12 protein-coding genes and 1 pseudogene are annotated in these 16,493 nt (G+C 69.0%); 3 read left to right on the top strand and 10 right to left on the bottom strand.

The window, feature by feature from the left end; translation table 11 throughout:
* The 6 genes from H7I57_RS26000 to hrcA all read right to left on the bottom strand — a co-directional run bounded on the left by H7I57_RS26000 (position 1) and on the right by hrcA (position 7,530).
* Positions 1-1,050 carry a PhoH family protein gene (locus H7I57_RS26000; protein WP_264027088.1) on the bottom strand — a complete coding sequence of 350 codons (1,050 nt, stop codon included), beginning with the start codon at positions 1,048-1,050 and terminating at the stop codon, positions 1-3.
* Between the two features lie 99 nt (positions 1,051-1,149).
* A complete protein-coding gene (locus H7I57_RS25995; protein ID WP_264027087.1) occupies positions 1,150-4,020 on the bottom strand; it encodes an MMPL/RND family transporter in 2,871 nt (956 codons plus the stop codon).
* Positions 4,017-4,436: an MmpS family transport accessory protein gene (locus H7I57_RS25990; RefSeq protein ID WP_264027086.1), complete on the bottom strand. Its 420-nt coding sequence runs from the start codon at positions 4,434-4,436 to the stop codon at positions 4,017-4,019. The genes H7I57_RS25995 and H7I57_RS25990 overlap by 4 nt, the downstream gene beginning before the upstream one ends.
* 110 nt (positions 4,437-4,546) lie before the next feature.
* On the bottom strand, positions 4,547-5,287 hold the full coding sequence (locus H7I57_RS25985) for a 16S rRNA (uracil(1498)-N(3))-methyltransferase (protein ID WP_264027084.1): 741 nt from the start codon (positions 5,285-5,287) through the stop codon (positions 4,547-4,549).
* Between the two features lie 18 nt (positions 5,288-5,305).
* Complete coding sequence (gene dnaJ / locus H7I57_RS25980; protein ID WP_264027083.1) at positions 5,306-6,454, bottom strand: molecular chaperone DnaJ; 1,149 nt, start codon at positions 6,452-6,454, stop codon at positions 5,306-5,308.
* Positions 6,455-6,498: 44 nt separating this feature from the next.
* Positions 6,499-7,530 carry a heat-inducible transcriptional repressor HrcA gene (gene hrcA, locus H7I57_RS25975; protein ID WP_264027081.1) on the bottom strand — a complete coding sequence of 344 codons (1,032 nt, stop codon included), beginning with the start codon at positions 7,528-7,530 and terminating at the stop codon, positions 6,499-6,501.
* Between the two features lie 165 nt (positions 7,531-7,695).
* Between hrcA and H7I57_RS25970 the strand changes: the two genes are divergently transcribed.
* From H7I57_RS25970 to H7I57_RS25960, 3 genes and pseudogenes are all read left to right on the top strand, one after another.
* Positions 7,696-8,010 carry a type II toxin-antitoxin system VapB family antitoxin gene (locus tag H7I57_RS25970; protein ID WP_264027079.1) on the top strand — a complete coding sequence of 105 codons (315 nt, stop codon included), beginning with the start codon at positions 7,696-7,698 and terminating at the stop codon, positions 8,008-8,010.
* A gap of 59 nt (positions 8,011-8,069) precedes the next feature.
* Positions 8,070-8,725, top strand: a pseudogene (locus H7I57_RS25965) (response regulator transcription factor).
* Positions 8,722-9,891, top strand: a complete 1,170-nt coding sequence (locus H7I57_RS25960) for a sensor histidine kinase (RefSeq protein WP_264027077.1) — start codon at positions 8,722-8,724, stop codon at positions 9,889-9,891. The pseudogene H7I57_RS25965 and the gene H7I57_RS25960 overlap by 4 nt, the downstream one beginning before the upstream one ends.
* Here the strand turns inward: H7I57_RS25960 and H7I57_RS25955 are convergent.
* The 4 genes from H7I57_RS25955 to H7I57_RS25940 all read right to left on the bottom strand — a co-directional run bounded on the left by H7I57_RS25955 (position 9,885) and on the right by H7I57_RS25940 (position 16,491).
* Positions 9,885-10,259 carry a hemophore-related protein gene (locus H7I57_RS25955; RefSeq protein ID WP_264027076.1) on the bottom strand — a complete coding sequence of 125 codons (375 nt, stop codon included), beginning with the start codon at positions 10,257-10,259 and terminating at the stop codon, positions 9,885-9,887. The two genes, H7I57_RS25960 and H7I57_RS25955, sit on opposite strands and share 7 nt — an antisense overlap.
* Positions 10,260-10,349: 90 nt before the next feature.
* Positions 10,350-10,577 carry an MbtH family protein gene (locus H7I57_RS25950; RefSeq protein ID WP_264027074.1) on the bottom strand — a complete coding sequence of 76 codons (228 nt, stop codon included), beginning with the start codon at positions 10,575-10,577 and terminating at the stop codon, positions 10,350-10,352.
* Positions 10,555-11,862, bottom strand: a complete 1,308-nt coding sequence (gene mbtG / locus H7I57_RS25945; protein WP_264027072.1) for an NADPH-dependent L-lysine N(6)-monooxygenase MbtG — start codon at positions 11,860-11,862, stop codon at positions 10,555-10,557. The genes H7I57_RS25950 and mbtG overlap by 23 nt, the downstream gene beginning before the upstream one ends.
* A gap of 48 nt (positions 11,863-11,910) precedes the next feature.
* Positions 11,911-16,491, bottom strand: coding sequence for a non-ribosomal peptide synthetase (locus H7I57_RS25940; RefSeq protein WP_264027071.1), 4,581 nt, complete (start codon positions 16,489-16,491; stop codon positions 11,911-11,913).
* Between the last annotated feature and the right edge of the window lie 2 nt (positions 16,492-16,493).

Here is a 16,493-nt window from a genome sequence, read left to right as displayed (position 1 = left end):
CTACCGCCTCGGTCTGCCGGTGCCCGACGAACGCCGCTGCGCCCGGTTCATCAGGGTCGGCTCGTCACTTCGCGCGTACGCGTCCACGATCTCGGACACCAGCCGGTGGCGGACCACGTCGGCACTGGTGAGTTCGCTGAAGTGAATGTCGTCGATGCCGTCGAGAATCCGCATCGCCGTGCGCAATCCGGAGGGGGCGCCGCCGGGGAGATCGACCTGCGTGATGTCGCCTGTCACAACGATTTTCGAGTCGAATCCCAGCCGCGTGAGGAACATCTTCATCTGCTCGGCGGTGGTGTTCTGCGCCTCGTCGAGGATGATGAACGCATCCGAGAGCGTTCTGCCCCGCATGTACCCCAGCGGGGCCACCTCGATCACGCCTGCGCTCATCAGCTTCGGGATCAACTCGGGATCCATCATGTCGTGCAGCGCGTCGTACAGCGGGCGCAGGTACGGATCGATCTTCTCGCTCAACGTCCCGGGAAGGAAACCGAGGCGCTCACCGGCCTCCACCGCCGGACGGGTCAGAATGATCCGGCTGACCTTCTTGGTCTGCAGGGCGTTGACGGCCTTGGCCATCGCCAGATACGTCTTGCCGGTGCCGGCGGGGCCGATGCCGAACACAATGGTGTGCGCATCGATCGCATCGACGTAGCGCTTCTGGTTCAGCGTCTTGGGCCGGATCGTCTTGCCGCGCCGCGACAGGATGTCCAGCGTCAGCACCTCGGCCGGTGACTCCTCGTCAGTGCCCGTCAGCATGGCCACGCTGTGGCGCACGGCCTCCGGCGTCAGCGTCTGACCGCTGGCGACGATCTCGACCAGTTCCGAGATCACCCGTTCGGCGAGTGCGACGTCGGCGGGTTCACCCGACAGGGTCACCGCGTTGCCGCGGGCGTGGATGTCGGCGGACACGAGGCTCTCGAGTGCGCGCAGGTTCTCGTCGGAGGAGCCCAGCAGGCCCACGACGTAGGCGGGCGGAACATCGATCCTGCTGCTGCGGACAGTGGAGTCAGGTTCATTCGAGGCAGCGTTCGTCTCGCGGGGGCTCACGTGTGGTTTTCTGCCTGCTTTCTGAGTCTCGACCTGCGTTCCTGCCGATCTGGAAGTCGAGAACCCAGTTTAGCGTCGCCGACCGTCACCGCCCAACGGTTAAGGCCGCCCCACCGGGATGGACGTGGTCGGGTCGATCTGCTGCGCCCGCGGCGGGCGGGGCGGTCGGGTGCGCACCACCACGGGCCACCAGAACCAGCGGCCCAGCAAGGTCGCGATCGCGGGCATCATGAACGAGCGCACGATGAACGTGTCGAACAGCAGCCCCAGCCCGATCGTGGTGCCCACCTGGGCCATGATCCGCAGGTCGCTGACCACCATCGATGCCATCGTCAGCGCGAACACCACGCCCGCGGCCGTCACGACGCTGCCGGTCCCGCCGATCGCCCGGACGATTCCGGTCTTGATGCCTGCGGGAATCTCCTCCTTGAACCGGGAGACCAGCAGCAGGTTGTAGTCCGATCCGACGGCGATCAGCGCGATGATCGACAGGGCGAGCACCATCCAGTGCAACTCGACGCCGACTATGTGCTGCCAGATCAGGATCGAGATCCCGAACGAGGCGCCGAGGGACAGCGTGACGGTGCCGACGATCACCAGCGCGGCGACCAGGCTGCGCGTCAGGACCAGCATGATCATCAGGACCAGGCACATCGCCGAGATGACCGCGATCAACAGGTCGTAGCGCGAGCCGTCGGACATGTCCTTGAACGTCGCCGCGGTGCCGCCGAGTTGGATCTTCGCGTCTTCCAGCGGGGTGCCCTTGAGCGCCTCGATCGCCGCGACCTTGATCGGGTCGACCCTCTGCAGCGCCTCCTCGGTGGTCGGGTTGCCGCGGTGGGCGATCAGCATGCGCACGGTCTTCCCGTCCGGCGAGAAGAAGCTCTCCATCGCGCGCTTGAAGTCCTCGTTCTCGAACACCTCCGGCGGCAGGTAGAACGAGTCGTCGTTCTTGGCCTGGTCGAAGGCCTTGCCCATCTCGGTGGAGTCGCGGGTCAACTCGTCCATCTGGTCGTAGAAGCCGCCCATGGTGGCATACGTCGTCAGCATCATCTGACGCATGCTCTCCATGGTCTCGATCATCGGTGGGAACGTCGCCAGCATCTGCGGCAGCAGCGCCTTCATCTCGTCCATGTTCACGACGGCCTTGTCGAACGTGTCGGTCATGACGCTGATGCCGTCCATCGAGTCGAACAGCGACCGGAACGACCAGCACAGCGGGATGTTGTAGCAGTGCGGTTCCCAGTAGAAGTAGTTGCGGATCGGGCGGAACTGGTCGTCGAAGTTCGCGACCATGTCCCGCAGCTGGTGCACGGTGTCGCGCATGTCCGTCATGTCGGCGATCATGTCCGTCGTGATGCCGGAGAACTTCGTCATCAGCGCGAACATCGTCTTCATCGTCGTGATCGTCTCGGCGATGTCGTCGGCCTGGACGCGCATGTCGGCGATGCGGTCCTTCATCAGCTTCATGTTCTGCTGCTGGCCGACGCCCTGCATGCTGATCAGGAACGGGATCGAGGTGTGCGCGATGGGTGCGCCGTCCGGGCGGCTCGGCGCCTGCACACGCGCGATGCCCTCGACACCGAACACCCTCTTGGCGAGCCGGTCGAGGATCAGGAAGTCCGACGAGTTCCGCAGGTCGCGGTCGGCCTCGACGATGAGCACCTCGGGGCTCATCCGCGACAGCGAGAAATGCTGGGTCGCCGCCTGCAGTCCGGCGTTCGCCGGGATGGACGCGGGGATGTAGCGGGTGTCGTCGTAGCTGGTCTGGTAGCCCGGCAGCGCGGCCAACCCGATCAGCGCCAGCGCGAGGGACGCCACCAGGATGGGACCGGGCCAGCGCACCACCATCGCGCCGATGCGCCGCCAGGTGCGAATCCGCATGGCGCGCTTGGGCTCCAGCAGCCCGAAACGGCTGCCGAGGGTGACGATGGCAGGGCCCAGGGTGAGCGCGACGGCGACCCCGGCGACGATGCCCACCGCGCACGGGATGCCCATGCTCTGGAAATAGGGCATCCGGGTGAAGCTCAGGCAGTACATCGCGCCGGCGATGGTCAGACCGGAGCCCAGCACCACGTGCGCGGTGCCGGCGAACATCTCGTAGTAGGCGCCCTCGCGGTCGGCGCCGGCGGCACGGGCCTCCTGGTAGCGACCGACCAGGAAGATCGCGTAGTCGGTGCCCGCGGCGACGGCCAGCGACACCAGCAGGTTCACCGCGAAGGTCGACAACCCGATGACCTGGAAGTGGCCCAGCGCCGCCACGACGCCACGCGCGACGGACAGCTGGATGCCGACCATGACCAGCAGCAGGATGACCGTCGTGATCGACCGGTAGAAGAACAGCAGCAACACGATGATCACCACGAACGTGACCAGCAGGATCCGCGCCATGCTGCTCTCGCCCGCGATGTTCACGTCGGCGGTCAGCGCGGCCGGTCCGGTCAGGTGCACCTGCACGCCCGGTGGGGGCGGTGACCTGTCGACGATGTCGCGGACGGCCTCCACCGATTCGTTGGACTTCGTCTCGCCCATGTTCCCCGCGAGGTTCAGCGCGACGTAGGCGGCGCGGCCGTCGGAGCTCTGCGCGGCGGCTTCGGTGAGCGGGTCGCCCCACATGTCCTGGATGTTGCGGACGTGGTCGGGGGCGGCCTCGAGCTTGTCGACGAGCTGGGCGTAGTAGGCGCGCGCGTCGTCGCCGAGGGGCTCGTCGCTCTCCAGCACGAGCATCGCGATGGAGTCGGAGTCCGACTCCCCGAACAGCCTGCCCATGTCGGACATCGCCTGCATCGACGGCGCATCGCCGGGACTCATCGACACGGCGTTCTGGCTGGCCACCACCTCGAGTTGGGGCACCACGACGTTGAGCGCGACCACCAGCAGCAGCCAGCCGAGGACGATCGGGATCGCCAGGCGGCGGATCCAGCGCGCGCCGGGTGTGGGTTCCCGAAGCGTCGTCTCGTTGGATCTCATGCCGACTTGGTGAAGCAGTAGACGTAGGCGCTGACGTTGTGAGCGCTGCGTTCGTCCTTGACGACGCCGTCGGCGAAGATCCGGCAGCCGATGAAGTCGCCGTCACCTTGCGCCACAACGTTTCCGACCATGGCGGGCGAGTTCGTCTCGACCTCGATCGACCAGGGCAGGGTGGCTCCGACGACCTGGTTGGGGTCACCCTCGTCGTCGATGTAGTTGATGTCTGCGGTGGCCCCTGGATCGCCGAAGACCTCGTAGCGCACGATCTCGGGATCGGACTTGTTGGAATCCTCGGACATGCTGCCCGCATACGTCGGCAGTTGATGCGAGCCGAAGATGTTGCGGATCCGCCACACCGTGAATCCTCCGACGACGAGGACGAGCACCAAGACGAGCGGTATCCAGGCTCGGGTCACACGGGTGAGAATCGGGAGTCCTTCTAACTCGGCGCAGCCCTCGGGCTTCCTGTATTTCCGAAGGGAAGGCTAACCTATCTACACCCGCGCGGGGCTGCTACCCCCGGGGGTTATGACCAGCGCGGCGTCAGCACGCCCAGCGCGCCCAGCGCCACCGCCGCCGCCGTCGACGTGCGCAGCACCGTGGGGCCGAGCCGGACCGCCACAGCGCCGGCGTCGGTGAACGCCGCCAGTTCGTCATCGGCGACGCCTCCCTCCGGACCCACGATCAAGGTCAACGGATCGCCGTGCCCCGCGACCGCGTCGGCCAGCGGCCTGCTCGCCGACTCGTGCAGCACCAGTACCGTGCCTGCCGCCGCGCGCCGCGTCGACTCGACCAGATCGCGGGTGGTGACGACACCGTCGACGGACGGGATGTACGGACGCCGCGATTGCCGGGCGGCCGAGCGTGCCACCGCGCGCCAACGCCGCAATCCCTTGTCCACCTTCGCCGCACCGTCCCAACGGGCCACGCAGCGCGACGCCTGCCACGCCACGAAGGCGTCCGCACCCGCCTCCGTGGCCAGCTCGATCGCCAGTTCCGAGCGCTCCGATTTGGGCAGGGCCTGAACGATGGTGACAGCCGGTGCGGGCGGCGGCACCAGGCGGCGTTCGAGCACCCTGGCGGTCAGCCGTCCTTTGGCGACGTCCTCGACGATGCAGTGCGCGAGGATGCCTGCGCCGTCGGCGAGGTCGAGTTCCTCACCATGGCGGGTCCGGCAGACGGTGGCCGCGTGGTGGCCCTCCTCGCCGTCGACGACGGCGAGGTCACCTGGGGCGGGAACGACGTCGACGTAGAACAGCGAGCGCATCGGGGCGGCAGCGCCGGTCTAGCGACCGGTGAACGTTTCGCGCAGTCGGTTGAACAGTCCGCCACCGTGCGACGAGTTGTTGCTCTGGGTGCTGCGCACCTCGGCGATGCCCTTGGTGCGTTCCTTGAACGCCTGCAGCAGCTCGACGTCCTCGTGGTCGAGCCGCGACGGTACGACGACGTCGATGTGCGCGTGCAGGTTGCCGCGCACCCCGGACCGCAGATGCGGCATGCCGTGACCGCGCAGTGTGGTGACCGAACCGGGTTGGGTTCCGGCGCCGATGGTGATGTCGATCGGCCCGTCGAGGATCGCGTCGACGGTGACCGTGGTGCCCAGTGCGGCGTCGACCATCGGCACCGAGATGGTGCAGTGCAGGTCGTCACCGTCGCGGACGAACACGTCGTGCGGCTTCTCGTGGACCTCGACGTACAGGTCACCGGCGGGGCCGCCGCCGGGGCCGACCTCGCCCTGGGCGGCCAACCGCACCCGCATGCCGTCACCCACCCCGGCAGGGATCTTGACGCTGATGTCGCGGCGAGCGCGCACCCGGCCGTCACCGGCGCACCGGTTGCACGGGTCCGGGATGACCTCGCCGACGCCGCCGCACACCGGACAGGGGCGCGACGTCATGACCTGGCCGAGCAGGGAACGCTGCACCGTCTGGATCTCGCCACGCCCGCCGCAGGTGTCACACGCCACCGGGGTGGAGTTCCCGTGCGTGCCCTTGCCCTGGCACAAATCGCACAACACCGCGGTGTCGACGGTGACCTGCTTGGTCACGCCCGTAGCGCACTCCGCAAGGTCGAGGCGCATCCGCAGCAGCGAATCGGAACCGGGCCGCACCCGGCCGGTCGGGCCACGCGAGGTGGCTCCCCCGCCGAAGAACGCCTCGAAGACGTCGCCGAGGCCGCCGAACCCGGCGAATCCGCCACCGGCCCCGGCCCCCGCGGACTCCAACGGATCGCCGCCCAGGTCGACGATGCGGCGCTTCTCCGGATCGCTGAGCACCTCGTAGGCGACACTGATCTCCTTGAAGCGCGCCTGCGCCTCCTCGTCGGGGTTGACGTCGGGGTGAAGCTCGCGGGCGAGCTTGCGATAGGCGCGCTTGATCTCCGAATCAGTCGCGCCGTTGCTCACTCCGAGCAGCCCGTAATAGTCGCGTGCCACGCTCAACCTTTCCCACCCGATGATCCGATCGAAACCGAAACGGATCAGCGGCTACCTAGGACCTCGCCAATATAGAGAGCAACCGCGGCGACATTGGCGATAGTTCCCGGATAGTCCATCCGTGTGGGACCAAGCACACCCATGCCGCCGAACACCTTGCCCGAACTGCCGTACGCGGTGCTGACCACCGAGGTGCCCGCCATCTGTTCAGCCTCTGTCTCGTGACCGATGCGAACGGTCACCTTGCCCGCCTCCTGTTGCGCCGCGAGCAGCCGCAACACCACCACCTGCTCCTCGAGCGCCTCGAGCACCGAGCGCAGCGAACCGCCGAAGTCTGCGGTGTTTCGCGTCAGGTTGGCGGTGCCGCCCAGCAGCAGCCGCTCCTCGCTGTGCTCGACCAGGGATTCCACCAGCACCGTCGCCGACCTGCCGACCGCGTCGGCGAGGCCGCCCTGACCGTTGAGGTGTGCGGCCAGGTCGGACACGGCCACCGAGGCCGCGGCCAGCGGCTTACCCTCCAACGCCTGGCCCAGAAGATCGCGCAACTGGGACAGTTGCACGTCGTCGATGCCGTCGCCGAGTTCGACGATCCGCTGATCGACGCGACCCGAGTCGGTGATGACCACCAGCAGCAGCCGCGCCGGCGTCAGCGCCACCACCTCCAGGTGGCGGACCGACGACGTCGACAGCGTCGGGTACTGCACGATCGCGACCTGGCGGGTCAGCTGGGCGAGCAGTCGCACGGCGCGGCGCAGCACGTCGTCGAGGTCGACGCCGCTCTCCAGGAACGACAGGATGGCGCGCCGCTCGGCGCTCGACATCGGCTTGACGTCGTCGAGCCGATCGACGAACTCGCGATAGCCCTTCTCGGTGGGCACCCGGCCCGAGCTGGTGTGCGGCTGGGCGATGTAGCCCTCGGTCTCCAGCACCGCCATGTCGTTACGCACCGTCGCGCTCGATACCCCGAGGTTGTGGCGCTCGACGAGGGACTTGGAGCCGATGGGTTCCTTGGTGGACACGAAGTCGGCGACGATGGCACGCAGCACCTCGAACCGACGATCGTCAGCACTACCCACAGTTCACCTACCTTTGGTCGCAGAGACCGGTCGTCGTTCAGTTTACGGTGATCAGCAGCGGGTTCACCGACGCCGCCCTCCACGGCGACCCCGCAGCACCCTCGGCCGCCGCGGGTTAACCTTGCAGATCGGTATTGCGGGGGCAATGCAAGCGAAGGCGCGTCGATGATCTTCAAGGGAGTCCGGGATGGCAGGCCCTACCCCGACCACGGGCTGTCGCACCGGCAGTGGGCCCAGATCCCGCCCCGCCAGATCCGCCTCGACGAGTTGGTGATGACGACCACAGTCCTCGCCCTGGACCGGCTGCTGTCCGAGGACTCCACGTTCTACGGCGATCTGTTCCCGCACGCGGTCAGGTGGCGCGGCAACATCTATCTCGAAGACGGACTGCACCGGGCGGTGCGCGCGGCGCTGCGCAACAGGACGGTGCTGCACGCGCGGGTGTTCGACATGGACATGCCGCTGCCCCAGCAGGGGTGACGGCTCCGCCCCGTTTTCCTCACAGCGCCCAAACGCCGTTGACGTGCACGATGGTAACCATGCGAGTGCTGGTGGTGGAGGACGAGAAGCTGCTGGCAGACGCGGTGGCCACCGGCCTGCGCCGCCACGCGATGGCCGTCGACGTCCGTACGACGGCGCGAGTGCCCTCGAGCGGGCGGCGCTCAACGACTACGACGTGGTGATCCTCGACCGCGACCTGCCCGCGGTGTCGGGCGACGACGTGTGCGCGACGTTGACCCGGTCCGGCCGCGACTCCCGAATCCTGATGCTGACGGCGGCGACCGCGGTGATGGATCGTGTGGCGGGCCTGCGGCTGGGCGCCGACGACTACCTGATCAAGCCGTTCGCGTTCGCCGAACTCGTGGCCCGCGTGCAGGCCCTTGCCCGGCGGGCGCGTCCCGCCGTCCCACCGGTGCTCGACAGAAGTGGCATCCGGATGGACCCGCACCAGCACACGGTAGCGCGCGACGGCAGACCGATTTCCCTGTCCCGCAAGGAGTTCGCGGTCCTCACCGAGTTGCTGCACGCCGAGGGTGGCGTGGTGTCGGCCGAGCATCTGCTGGAGAAGGCATGGGACGAGAACATCGACCCGTTCACCGGGGTGGTCCGGTACACGATCATGATGTTGCGTCGCAAGCTCGGCGATCCCCCGGTGATCGAGACCGAGCCGGGCGTCGGGTACCGCATCCGATGACGACCCGCAAATCCCGCCCCCGGTCGACGATCCGGCTGCGCCTGACCGTCCTGTACGCCGGCGCCTTCTTCGTGGCCGGGGCGGTCCTCATCGGCCTGACGTACTTCTCTCTGCAGCAGTCGCTGCACAGTCGCCCCGGCGGCGCGCAGGGTGTGGTCAGCCAGTTCCTGGACGACCGCGGGGTGCGCAACCGGCCGGTGGTGGACGCGCTTTTCCGCGCCATCGCCGCGGAGGCCGAGCGGGAGCGCCGCGAGACCCTGCAGACAATGCTGGTCTGGTCGCTGGTATCCCTCGGCGCGGTGGGCCTCGCGGCGGGCGGATTCGGGTGGCTGATGGCCGGACGTGCGCTCGCGCCGCTGCAGAACGTCACCGCGACGGCACGCCGGGTCGCCGACCGCAGCCTGCACGAGCGGATCGCGCTGGACGGCCCGAACGACGAGATCAAGAAACTGGCAGACACCTTCGACGCGATGCTGGAACGGCTCGACCGCGCGTTCGACGGTCAGCGCCGGTTCGTGGCCAACGCCTCGCACGAACTGCGCACCCCCCTGGCGATCAACCGCACCCTCATCGAGGTCGCCCTGGAGGAGCCGGACGCCCCCGAGGCCACCGTCAGGCTCGGCGAGACGTTGCTGAGCGTCAATCGCCGCAACGAACTCCTCATCGACGGTCTGCTGGTGCTGGCCTCCAGCGAGCAGCAGCTGCAGGCGCGCGCCAGGGTCGACATGGGCGAAGTCACCGATCGCGCGCTGGCCACCGCGCGCGCCGACGCCGAGAGCGCAGGGATCGAGATCCGTGCCGACCTCCGGCAGGCCTACGTGCGTGGTGACCCCGCCCTGCTCGAGCGCGTCGCCCAGAACCTCATCGACAATGCGCTGCGGTACAACGTGCCCGAGGGCGGCTGGATCGGTGTGACGGTCTCGGCCGGGGACGGCGCGGCGATGACGACCGTGCACAATTCCGGTCCGGTGGTCTCGCCGGCCGATGTCGGCACGATCTTCGAGCCGTTCCGGCGGCTGGCCGCCACGGAGCGGGTGGGATCCGGTGCCGGGCTGGGGCTCTCGATCGTCCGCTCGGTGGCGAGCGCGCACGGCGGTGAGGTCCACGCCGTCGCCCGCCCCGAGGGCGGGCTCGCCGTGAGCGTCACGCTGCCGTCAGATCAGTAGTTGTGGCAGGTTTCGGCGATGCGTGCCATCCTCTGCGCTTTCTCCTGACCTTCCGGCGTGCCCCATTTCTCGTCGATCCTGGCCTGCCGCTGCGGATTCTCGGCGAGCATCCGCGCCCACTCCTGCTTGCGCTCCTCGACCGACATCGCCGCCAGGCGCTGCAGCTTCTGCTGAGCGGCGGGGCGACTGTCGAGTTCGGCCGCAGCCTGCGGTCCTTCGACGCGGATAGCCGCGTACAGCTGGTCGTAGCTGCACGTCGTGTGGATCAACGGGCCGTTGCCCGGCTGCGCTGCGGCCGTCGGAAGTGTCGACAGCGGGATGGCGAGCACGGTGCACGCAAGGAGCTTGGTCACGAATCTGGATGCCATGGGGCTTCACCTTTCGACACGGGTGACCGCCCGGTCGCGGCCACCCGCCCAGTCCATCAGGTGAGCTGTTGGGTCAGCGCTAGCTGACGCTCAGTGCCCGGACATCGCCTCGCGCAGGCTGCGGGGACGCATGTCCGTCCAGTTCTCCTCGACGTAGGCCAGGCAGTCGGCGCGGGTGCTCTCACCGAACACGATCCGCCAACCCGCCGGGACTCCGGCGAACGTCGGCCACAGGCTGTACTGGTCCTCGTCGTTCACCAGCACGTAGAAGGAGCCAGCCACCTCAGTCGAGTCGTCATCGAACGGGTTGGTGCTCATGGGTTCTCCTCGTCGATCGGTCGGAAAGGGTGTCCTGGCGGGCATACCGGGCACCGAGCACCCGGTCGGACAGCAGACCCAGGCAGCTCAGGTTGGGGAAACCCGGCCCCTGCGTCAGACCTGCCAGGCCGGGCAGGAACAGTTTCGGTTCGACGCCGGCCACCGCGAGATCGTGCCCGATCGACTCCTGCAGCGCGTCACCGGTCAGCGGCCTCCCCAGCCCGAGCTCCAGCAGGTCACGTACATCGTCGGCGAACAGCGACACGAACCACATCGAGTCCGCTCCCGAGCCGTCGATCACGAGGTCGAATCCGTGCACCGTCTCCAGTCGCTCACCACCGCGATCGGTGCTCAGCGTCAACCGGATTCGTTCCTCACGGGCCACGGCGTGGGCCACCCTGCCGCGAAGGTGGCGGATGCGATCGTCGGCGAGCAGCGCGTCCTGCACCCTCGCCGAGAAGACGCCACGATCAGTGCGTGCCAGCGCGTCGCGGCGTTCGGCCGTCGTCAGGCTCGACCAGTGGGTCGGGTCGGAGAACAAGGTGTTCTCGAAGAAGCTCTCCCCCCGGGTGAACAGCGTGACCTGGGGGGAGATGACCGTGATCGTCGAAACTCGATGCCGGAAAAGCTCATTGAGCATCGAGGCGGCCGTCTCGCCTCCGCCGATGACGGCGACCCGTTCGGCGGCGATGAGCTCGTTGCGGGCGGCGCGCTCCCAGAACTGCGCGATCGACAGCACCCGTGGGTCGTGCGGCAGGATCGAACGCCCGGCCTGGCCGGGTCCGGTGATCATCACCCCGTCGGCGGGCACCGTGCGCCCGGCGGTGTGCAGTTCCCAGCGCTGCCCGTCGACCGAGATGCGTTGCACCTCACCGGCGATCACCGACATCCCGACGTTGTCGGCGACCCAGCGCAGGTAACGGCTCCACCCGCAGTGGGTCGGCGCGGGACGTCCCCGGTCCACCCACTCGGCGAACTGCGCACTGGCGATGAGGTAGGACTGCCAGCTGTGCCGCATCATCCGCTCGTCGAGTTCGGCGTTGCGCCGTGGCACCAGCGACGAGCGGTACGGGAAGCCGACGTCCTTCTCCGGGCCGGTGCCCAACCGGTGCTGACCGTCGGTCCAGCCGCCGACAGCCTGCCAGTTGGCGGCGACGGTGCTGCGTTCGATCACCACCACGTCGGGCACGTCGACGCCCATGCCGCGTAGCTCGGCGGCCTTCGCCGCCACCGCGATCGCCTTGGGGCCTGCGCCGATGACGGCGAGGGTCGGTTCGGTGGTCATACCGCCTCTCCGAGGACGGTGGTCATAACGCCTCTCCGAGGACGGTGGTCATAACGCCTCTCCGAGGACGGTGACAGCGCGCCGCCAGTGATCGGCGATCCGGTCGACGTCCGCGGCGGTCGACAACACATCGCTCCATCGCCAGCTGGTGCGCAGCTGCGGGCCATCTGCACTGCCGTGCACGACCGAGATCACGTCGAACGTATAACGCAGTGGCAGATCGGGTTCGGGCGCGGTCGGCATCCGCGCGTTGAGGGAGCTGTCGGTGATCAACGACCAGCCGGCGGCCGCCCGGTCCGCGCTCAGGTCGTAGCGGCCGACGTAGTTGAATTCCAGCTGCGGACCGGGGAAGCCGGCCAGCACGGCGTCGTCGGTCGTCCGACGCTGTTGCGGGTATCGCAACAGCCCGTAGTCCAGACCCCGGTTGGGCACCCCGGCGAGCTGCTGGGTCACCGCGCGCAGCAGGGTTCGGGCCGCGGCCGGGTTGCGCTCGGCGGTGTCGACGTCGACGGCCGCCTCACCCGCCCCGAGCCGCACCGGGTACACCGAGGTGAACCATCCGACGGTGGCCGAGGTGTCGACCGATCCCTCCGAACCGCCGACGACGACATCCTCACGGCCGTGGCCTTCGAGCGCGATCAGCGCGCCGTGATGCGCCGGCTGGCCGCGGGAGACCCGCCACGACGCAACGGTCATCGTCAGCGCGGTGAGCAGGAAGTCGCGCATCTCGATTCCCGCGCCGTCCAACCGGTTCAGGATGGTGCGCGTCGTGTCGGTGTCGGTGAGGACGTCCGTCAGCCGCGTCGACGCCCAGGTGTCCCGTGTCGGGTCGGGCAGCCTGCTGCCCAGGACCGGGTCGGGGGCGGCGAGTTGACGGGTCCAGTACTCGTGCTGCCGGGCCACCTCCTGCGACCGGCCGCGCTGCTCGAGCAGTGCGCACCACTGCCGGTAGGTGGTGTATTCGACGGCCTGGCCGGGGGTCTGGCCTGCCGCGATCTCGCCGGCCAGTTGCCCGAGGGCGCCGAGGAGGACATACCACGACACGACGTCGGTCGCGAGGTGGTGCACGCACAGCATCAGCGCGGACGGTTCCCCGCTGAACCAGACGGCCTCCAGCATGGAACCGGTAGTGGGGTCGATACGGTCAAGGGCGGCAGCAGCTTCCGCGGCGACGGCGTCTTGAGCGATGGTGTCTTGAGCGATGGCGTCTCGATCGACGGTGTCGATCCCGGTGCCGATCCCGGTGTCGACCCGGGCCAGGACGTCGCCGGCGCGGACCGCGCCGAGCGGACGGGTGCGTAAGCGGTACCCGCTGCCGTCGAGGTCGAGCACCGCGCGCAGCATGTCGTGGCGGTCCAGCAGTGCCTGGAGTATCTCCTCCAGCCGGCGCCGGGTCATTCCCGACGGCACGGCGATCAGCACGTTCTGCGTGAACCGGCGGAAGTTCCCGTACTCGTACATCCACGACACGATGGGTGCGGGTGTGACGACCCCGTAGCGCTCGGGGGTCAGCGGCGCGGGCGCGTGGTCATGCTCGGCGGCGTCGATCGCCGCGGCGAGTTCACGAATGTTGCTGCACTCCAACATCAAACGCGCCCGCATATCGATGCCCCGGCGGCGGGCCGCCTGCACCATCGTCAGCGCCACGATGCTGTCGAGACCCATCTCGAGGAAGTCGGTGGTCACCCCGGCCCCGTCGCCGGCGAGTTCGCCGTCGAGCACCTCGGCGAGCAGGTCGGCCAGTGCGGTCTCGGTGGGGGTCTCCGGCAGCGCCGACGGGGTGTCGCGGACGGTGAGTGCCGCCAGTGCGGTTTCGTCGATCTTCCCGTGGGCGGTCAACGGAAGCTCGTCGGTGAGGACGAGTTGTTGCGGAACCATGTAGCGCGGCAACCGCGTCGCCATCAGGGCCCGCAGTTCCGCGACCGGCGGCGGTTGCGCGCCGCCGACGGCGTAGGCCGTCAGCCACGGCCCCCGCCCGCGCCGGCCCACGACGACGTGAGCGTCGCGCACGCCGGGATGGCCCTGCAGCACGGCCGCGATCTCCCCCGGCTCGACGCGGAAGCCACGGATCTTGACCTGGTCGTCGGCGCGGCCGAGGAACTGCAATCCGCCGTCGGGTCCGCGCCGCACCACGTCACCGGTGCGGTACATCCGGCCGCCCGCGGCGAACGGGTCGGCGACGAATCGGCTCGCTGTCTCGGCGGTGCGTCCGAGGTAGCCGCGGGTGAGCTGATCTCCCGACAGGTACAACTCGCCGGCCACCCCGTCGGGCACCGGGCGCAGCCATGTGTCGAGCACGTATGCGCGGGTCGTCTGCGTCGGGCGTCCGATCGACGGTCGCTCGTAGCGGTCGATCGCGGCGACCACGGCTTCCACCGTGGTCTCCGTCGGCCCGTAGCAGTTGAACGCGGTCATCCCGGTGCGGGCGCACTCGTCGCCGATCAGCCGCCACGTCGCAACGCCGACGGCCTCGCCGCCGAGCGCGAGCACTGCCAGCGGCACCGTGCTGAGCAGACCGACGTCGTGGAGTTGGGCGAACATCGACGGCGTGGTGTCGAGCATGTCGATCCCGAATCGGCCGATGGTCTCGACGAGAGCCTCTGCGTCGCGCTGTGATTCGTCGCCGACGATGTGCACCGCGTGTCCGTCGAGCAGCGCGGCGAGCGGCTGCCAGGCGGCGTCGAACGTGAACGACCAGGCGTGGGCGACGCGCAGCGGGCGGCCCAGGCGGGCGGACGCGGGTCGCAGCACGTGTTCGGCATGGTCCTCGGCGTAGGCGAGCACGGCACCGTGGGTGCCGACGACACCCTTGGGCCTGCCCGTCGTGCCCGAGGTGAAGACCGCGTAGGCGGCTTGTGAGGCAGGCACTTCCGCAGGCCGGTATGTCGGCGGCGGGTCGGTGGGAGCCGAGGCGGCGAATGCCTCGTCGATGACCACGCGTGCCCCCGATTGGTCGAGGATGTCGGCGACCCGCTCGCCGGGCGTCGACGGGTCCAGCGGCACGATCATCGCCCCGGCCTTCAGCACGGCCAGCATCGCGATGACGTAATCCGGTCCGCGGGAGAGCATCACGGCGACCGGGGTCTCCGCGGTCACCCCCGCGTCGAGCAGCGCGGCGGCGAGGCGGTCGGCGGCCTCGTCGAGCTCACGGTAGGTCATCGTGCCGTCGGCCCACGTCAACGCCTCCGACCCGAGCCGGCTGCCCGCGATGTCGGTGAATCTGGTGTGCACTCCGGTGACCGGTGACCGGTGGGCGATGCTGCGTGCGGGCTCCGGTTCTCCCTCCGACGGGAGCAGGATGCCGACGTCGCGCAGTGGCCTGTCCCAGCATCCGATCAGCCGTTGCGCGGTGTGCAGGATGCGCCTGCCGAGCACCTCGGGGCGCAACGGACCGAGCGCTCCGTCGAGCAGCTCGACGAACAGCGTGAGCTCGTCGCCGGCGAGGTGTGCGGCGATCGTGACGGGGAAATGGGACAGGCTCTCGAGCGCCGCAGGGACGAACACGGCTCCGTTGGCGGGGAACTCCCGGGTGCCGACCACTCCGCCCGGCGGGAAGTTCTCGTACACCAACAGGGTGTCGAACATCTCGCCGATCCCGGCGAGCGCACGCATGTCGGAATGGCTGAGGTAACTGTGCTCGCCCAGCGCGGCGGCTTCGCGCTGCAGGGCCAGGCACTGGGTACGGGTCGCCACCGCAGGGTCCAGTCGCACCCGCAGCGGGACGGTGTTGATGAACAGCCCCACCATGCGCTCCACGCCCGCCAGTTCGCCGGGGCGCCCGGAGACCGTCACCCCGAACGTCACGTCGACACGGTCGGTGATCACCGCTACGACTGTGGCCCAGGCCATTTGGACGAGGGTGTTCATCGTGATACCGCGGCTTCGGGCCGCGTCGGCCAGCTGCCGGGTGGCCTCGGCGTCGAGCGTCACCTCGGTCAGCCGCGGCCGGCCCGCAGGTGGGGCCGCCGCGGTCAGGGCCGGGGTGAGCAGGGTCGGCGCGTCCACGCCGGCCAGGTGGCGCCGCCACATCTCGCGGCTGGCGTTCTGGTCGCGACCGGCGAGCCAGCCGATGTAGTCGCGATAGGGCCGCGGTGGTTCGGGCAGCGCGGCGGTGTGGCCGCCCGCGCGGTACAGCGTGACGAGCTCACCCATGAACAGCGGCAGCGACCACCCGTCGATCACGATGTGGTGGGCGGTGACGACGAATCGCCATCGATTCGGCGCCTCGATCAGCAGGAACCGGATCACCGGGCCGCGTGCGAGATCGAAAGCCCTTGCCCGCTCCGCTGATTCGAGAGTGCCCACAGCGTCGTCCGAAGTCACGGTCACGTGCCGCCACGGCAGGTCCACGCGGTTCGGGATCACCTGGACCGCGCGGCTGAGGTTGCCCTGGACGAAGCTAGCCCTCAGGTTGGCGTGGCGCGCCAGCAGCTGTGCCGTGCACTCGCGGAGCAGATCGACGTCCAGCGAGCCCCTGACGTCGGCGGCCATCGCGATGAGGTACGGGTCGGCGTCGCCGGCGGTGCCCTCGGTCAGCGCCGCCATCGAGAAGAGCCCCTGTTGGAGCGGGCTCAACGCCAGGACGTCCTCGATGGCGGGTGGCTGGACCTTCGGTTCGGCTTGCGTCATTC

Source organism: Mycolicibacterium pyrenivorans (assembly GCF_025821625.1).
GTDB lineage: Bacteria > Actinomycetota > Actinomycetes > Mycobacteriales > Mycobacteriaceae > Mycobacterium > Mycobacterium pyrenivorans.
Note: the sequence above shows the minus strand (reverse complement) of the source record. Positions and strands in the feature narration are given on the sequence as shown.

What these genes read in the sequence shown, in the direction of transcription:
- H7I57_RS25995 (WP_264027087.1), bottom strand. Translation starts at nt 4,020, where the DNA reads ATGAGATCCAACGAGACGACGCTTCGGGAACCCACACCCGGCGCGCGC.
- H7I57_RS25985 (WP_264027084.1), bottom strand. Translation starts at nt 5,287, where the DNA reads ATGCGCTCGCTGTTCTACGTCGACGTCGTTCCCGCCCCAGGTGACCTC.
- H7I57_RS25970 (WP_264027079.1), top strand. Translation starts at nt 7,696, where the DNA reads ATGATCTTCAAGGGAGTCCGGGATGGCAGGCCCTACCCCGACCACGGG.
- H7I57_RS25960 (WP_264027077.1), top strand. Translation starts at nt 8,722, where the DNA reads ATGACGACCCGCAAATCCCGCCCCCGGTCGACGATCCGGCTGCGCCTG.
- H7I57_RS25955 (WP_264027076.1), bottom strand. Translation starts at nt 10,259, where the DNA reads ATGGCATCCAGATTCGTGACCAAGCTCCTTGCGTGCACCGTGCTCGCC.
- H7I57_RS25950 (WP_264027074.1), bottom strand. Translation starts at nt 10,577, where the DNA reads ATGAGCACCAACCCGTTCGATGACGACTCGACTGAGGTGGCTGGCTCC.
- mbtG (WP_264027072.1), bottom strand. Translation starts at nt 11,862, where the DNA reads ATGACCACCGAACCGACCCTCGCCGTCATCGGCGCAGGCCCCAAGGCG.
- H7I57_RS25940 (WP_264027071.1), bottom strand. Translation starts at nt 16,491, where the DNA reads ATGACGCAAGCCGAACCGAAGGTCCAGCCACCCGCCATCGAGGACGTC.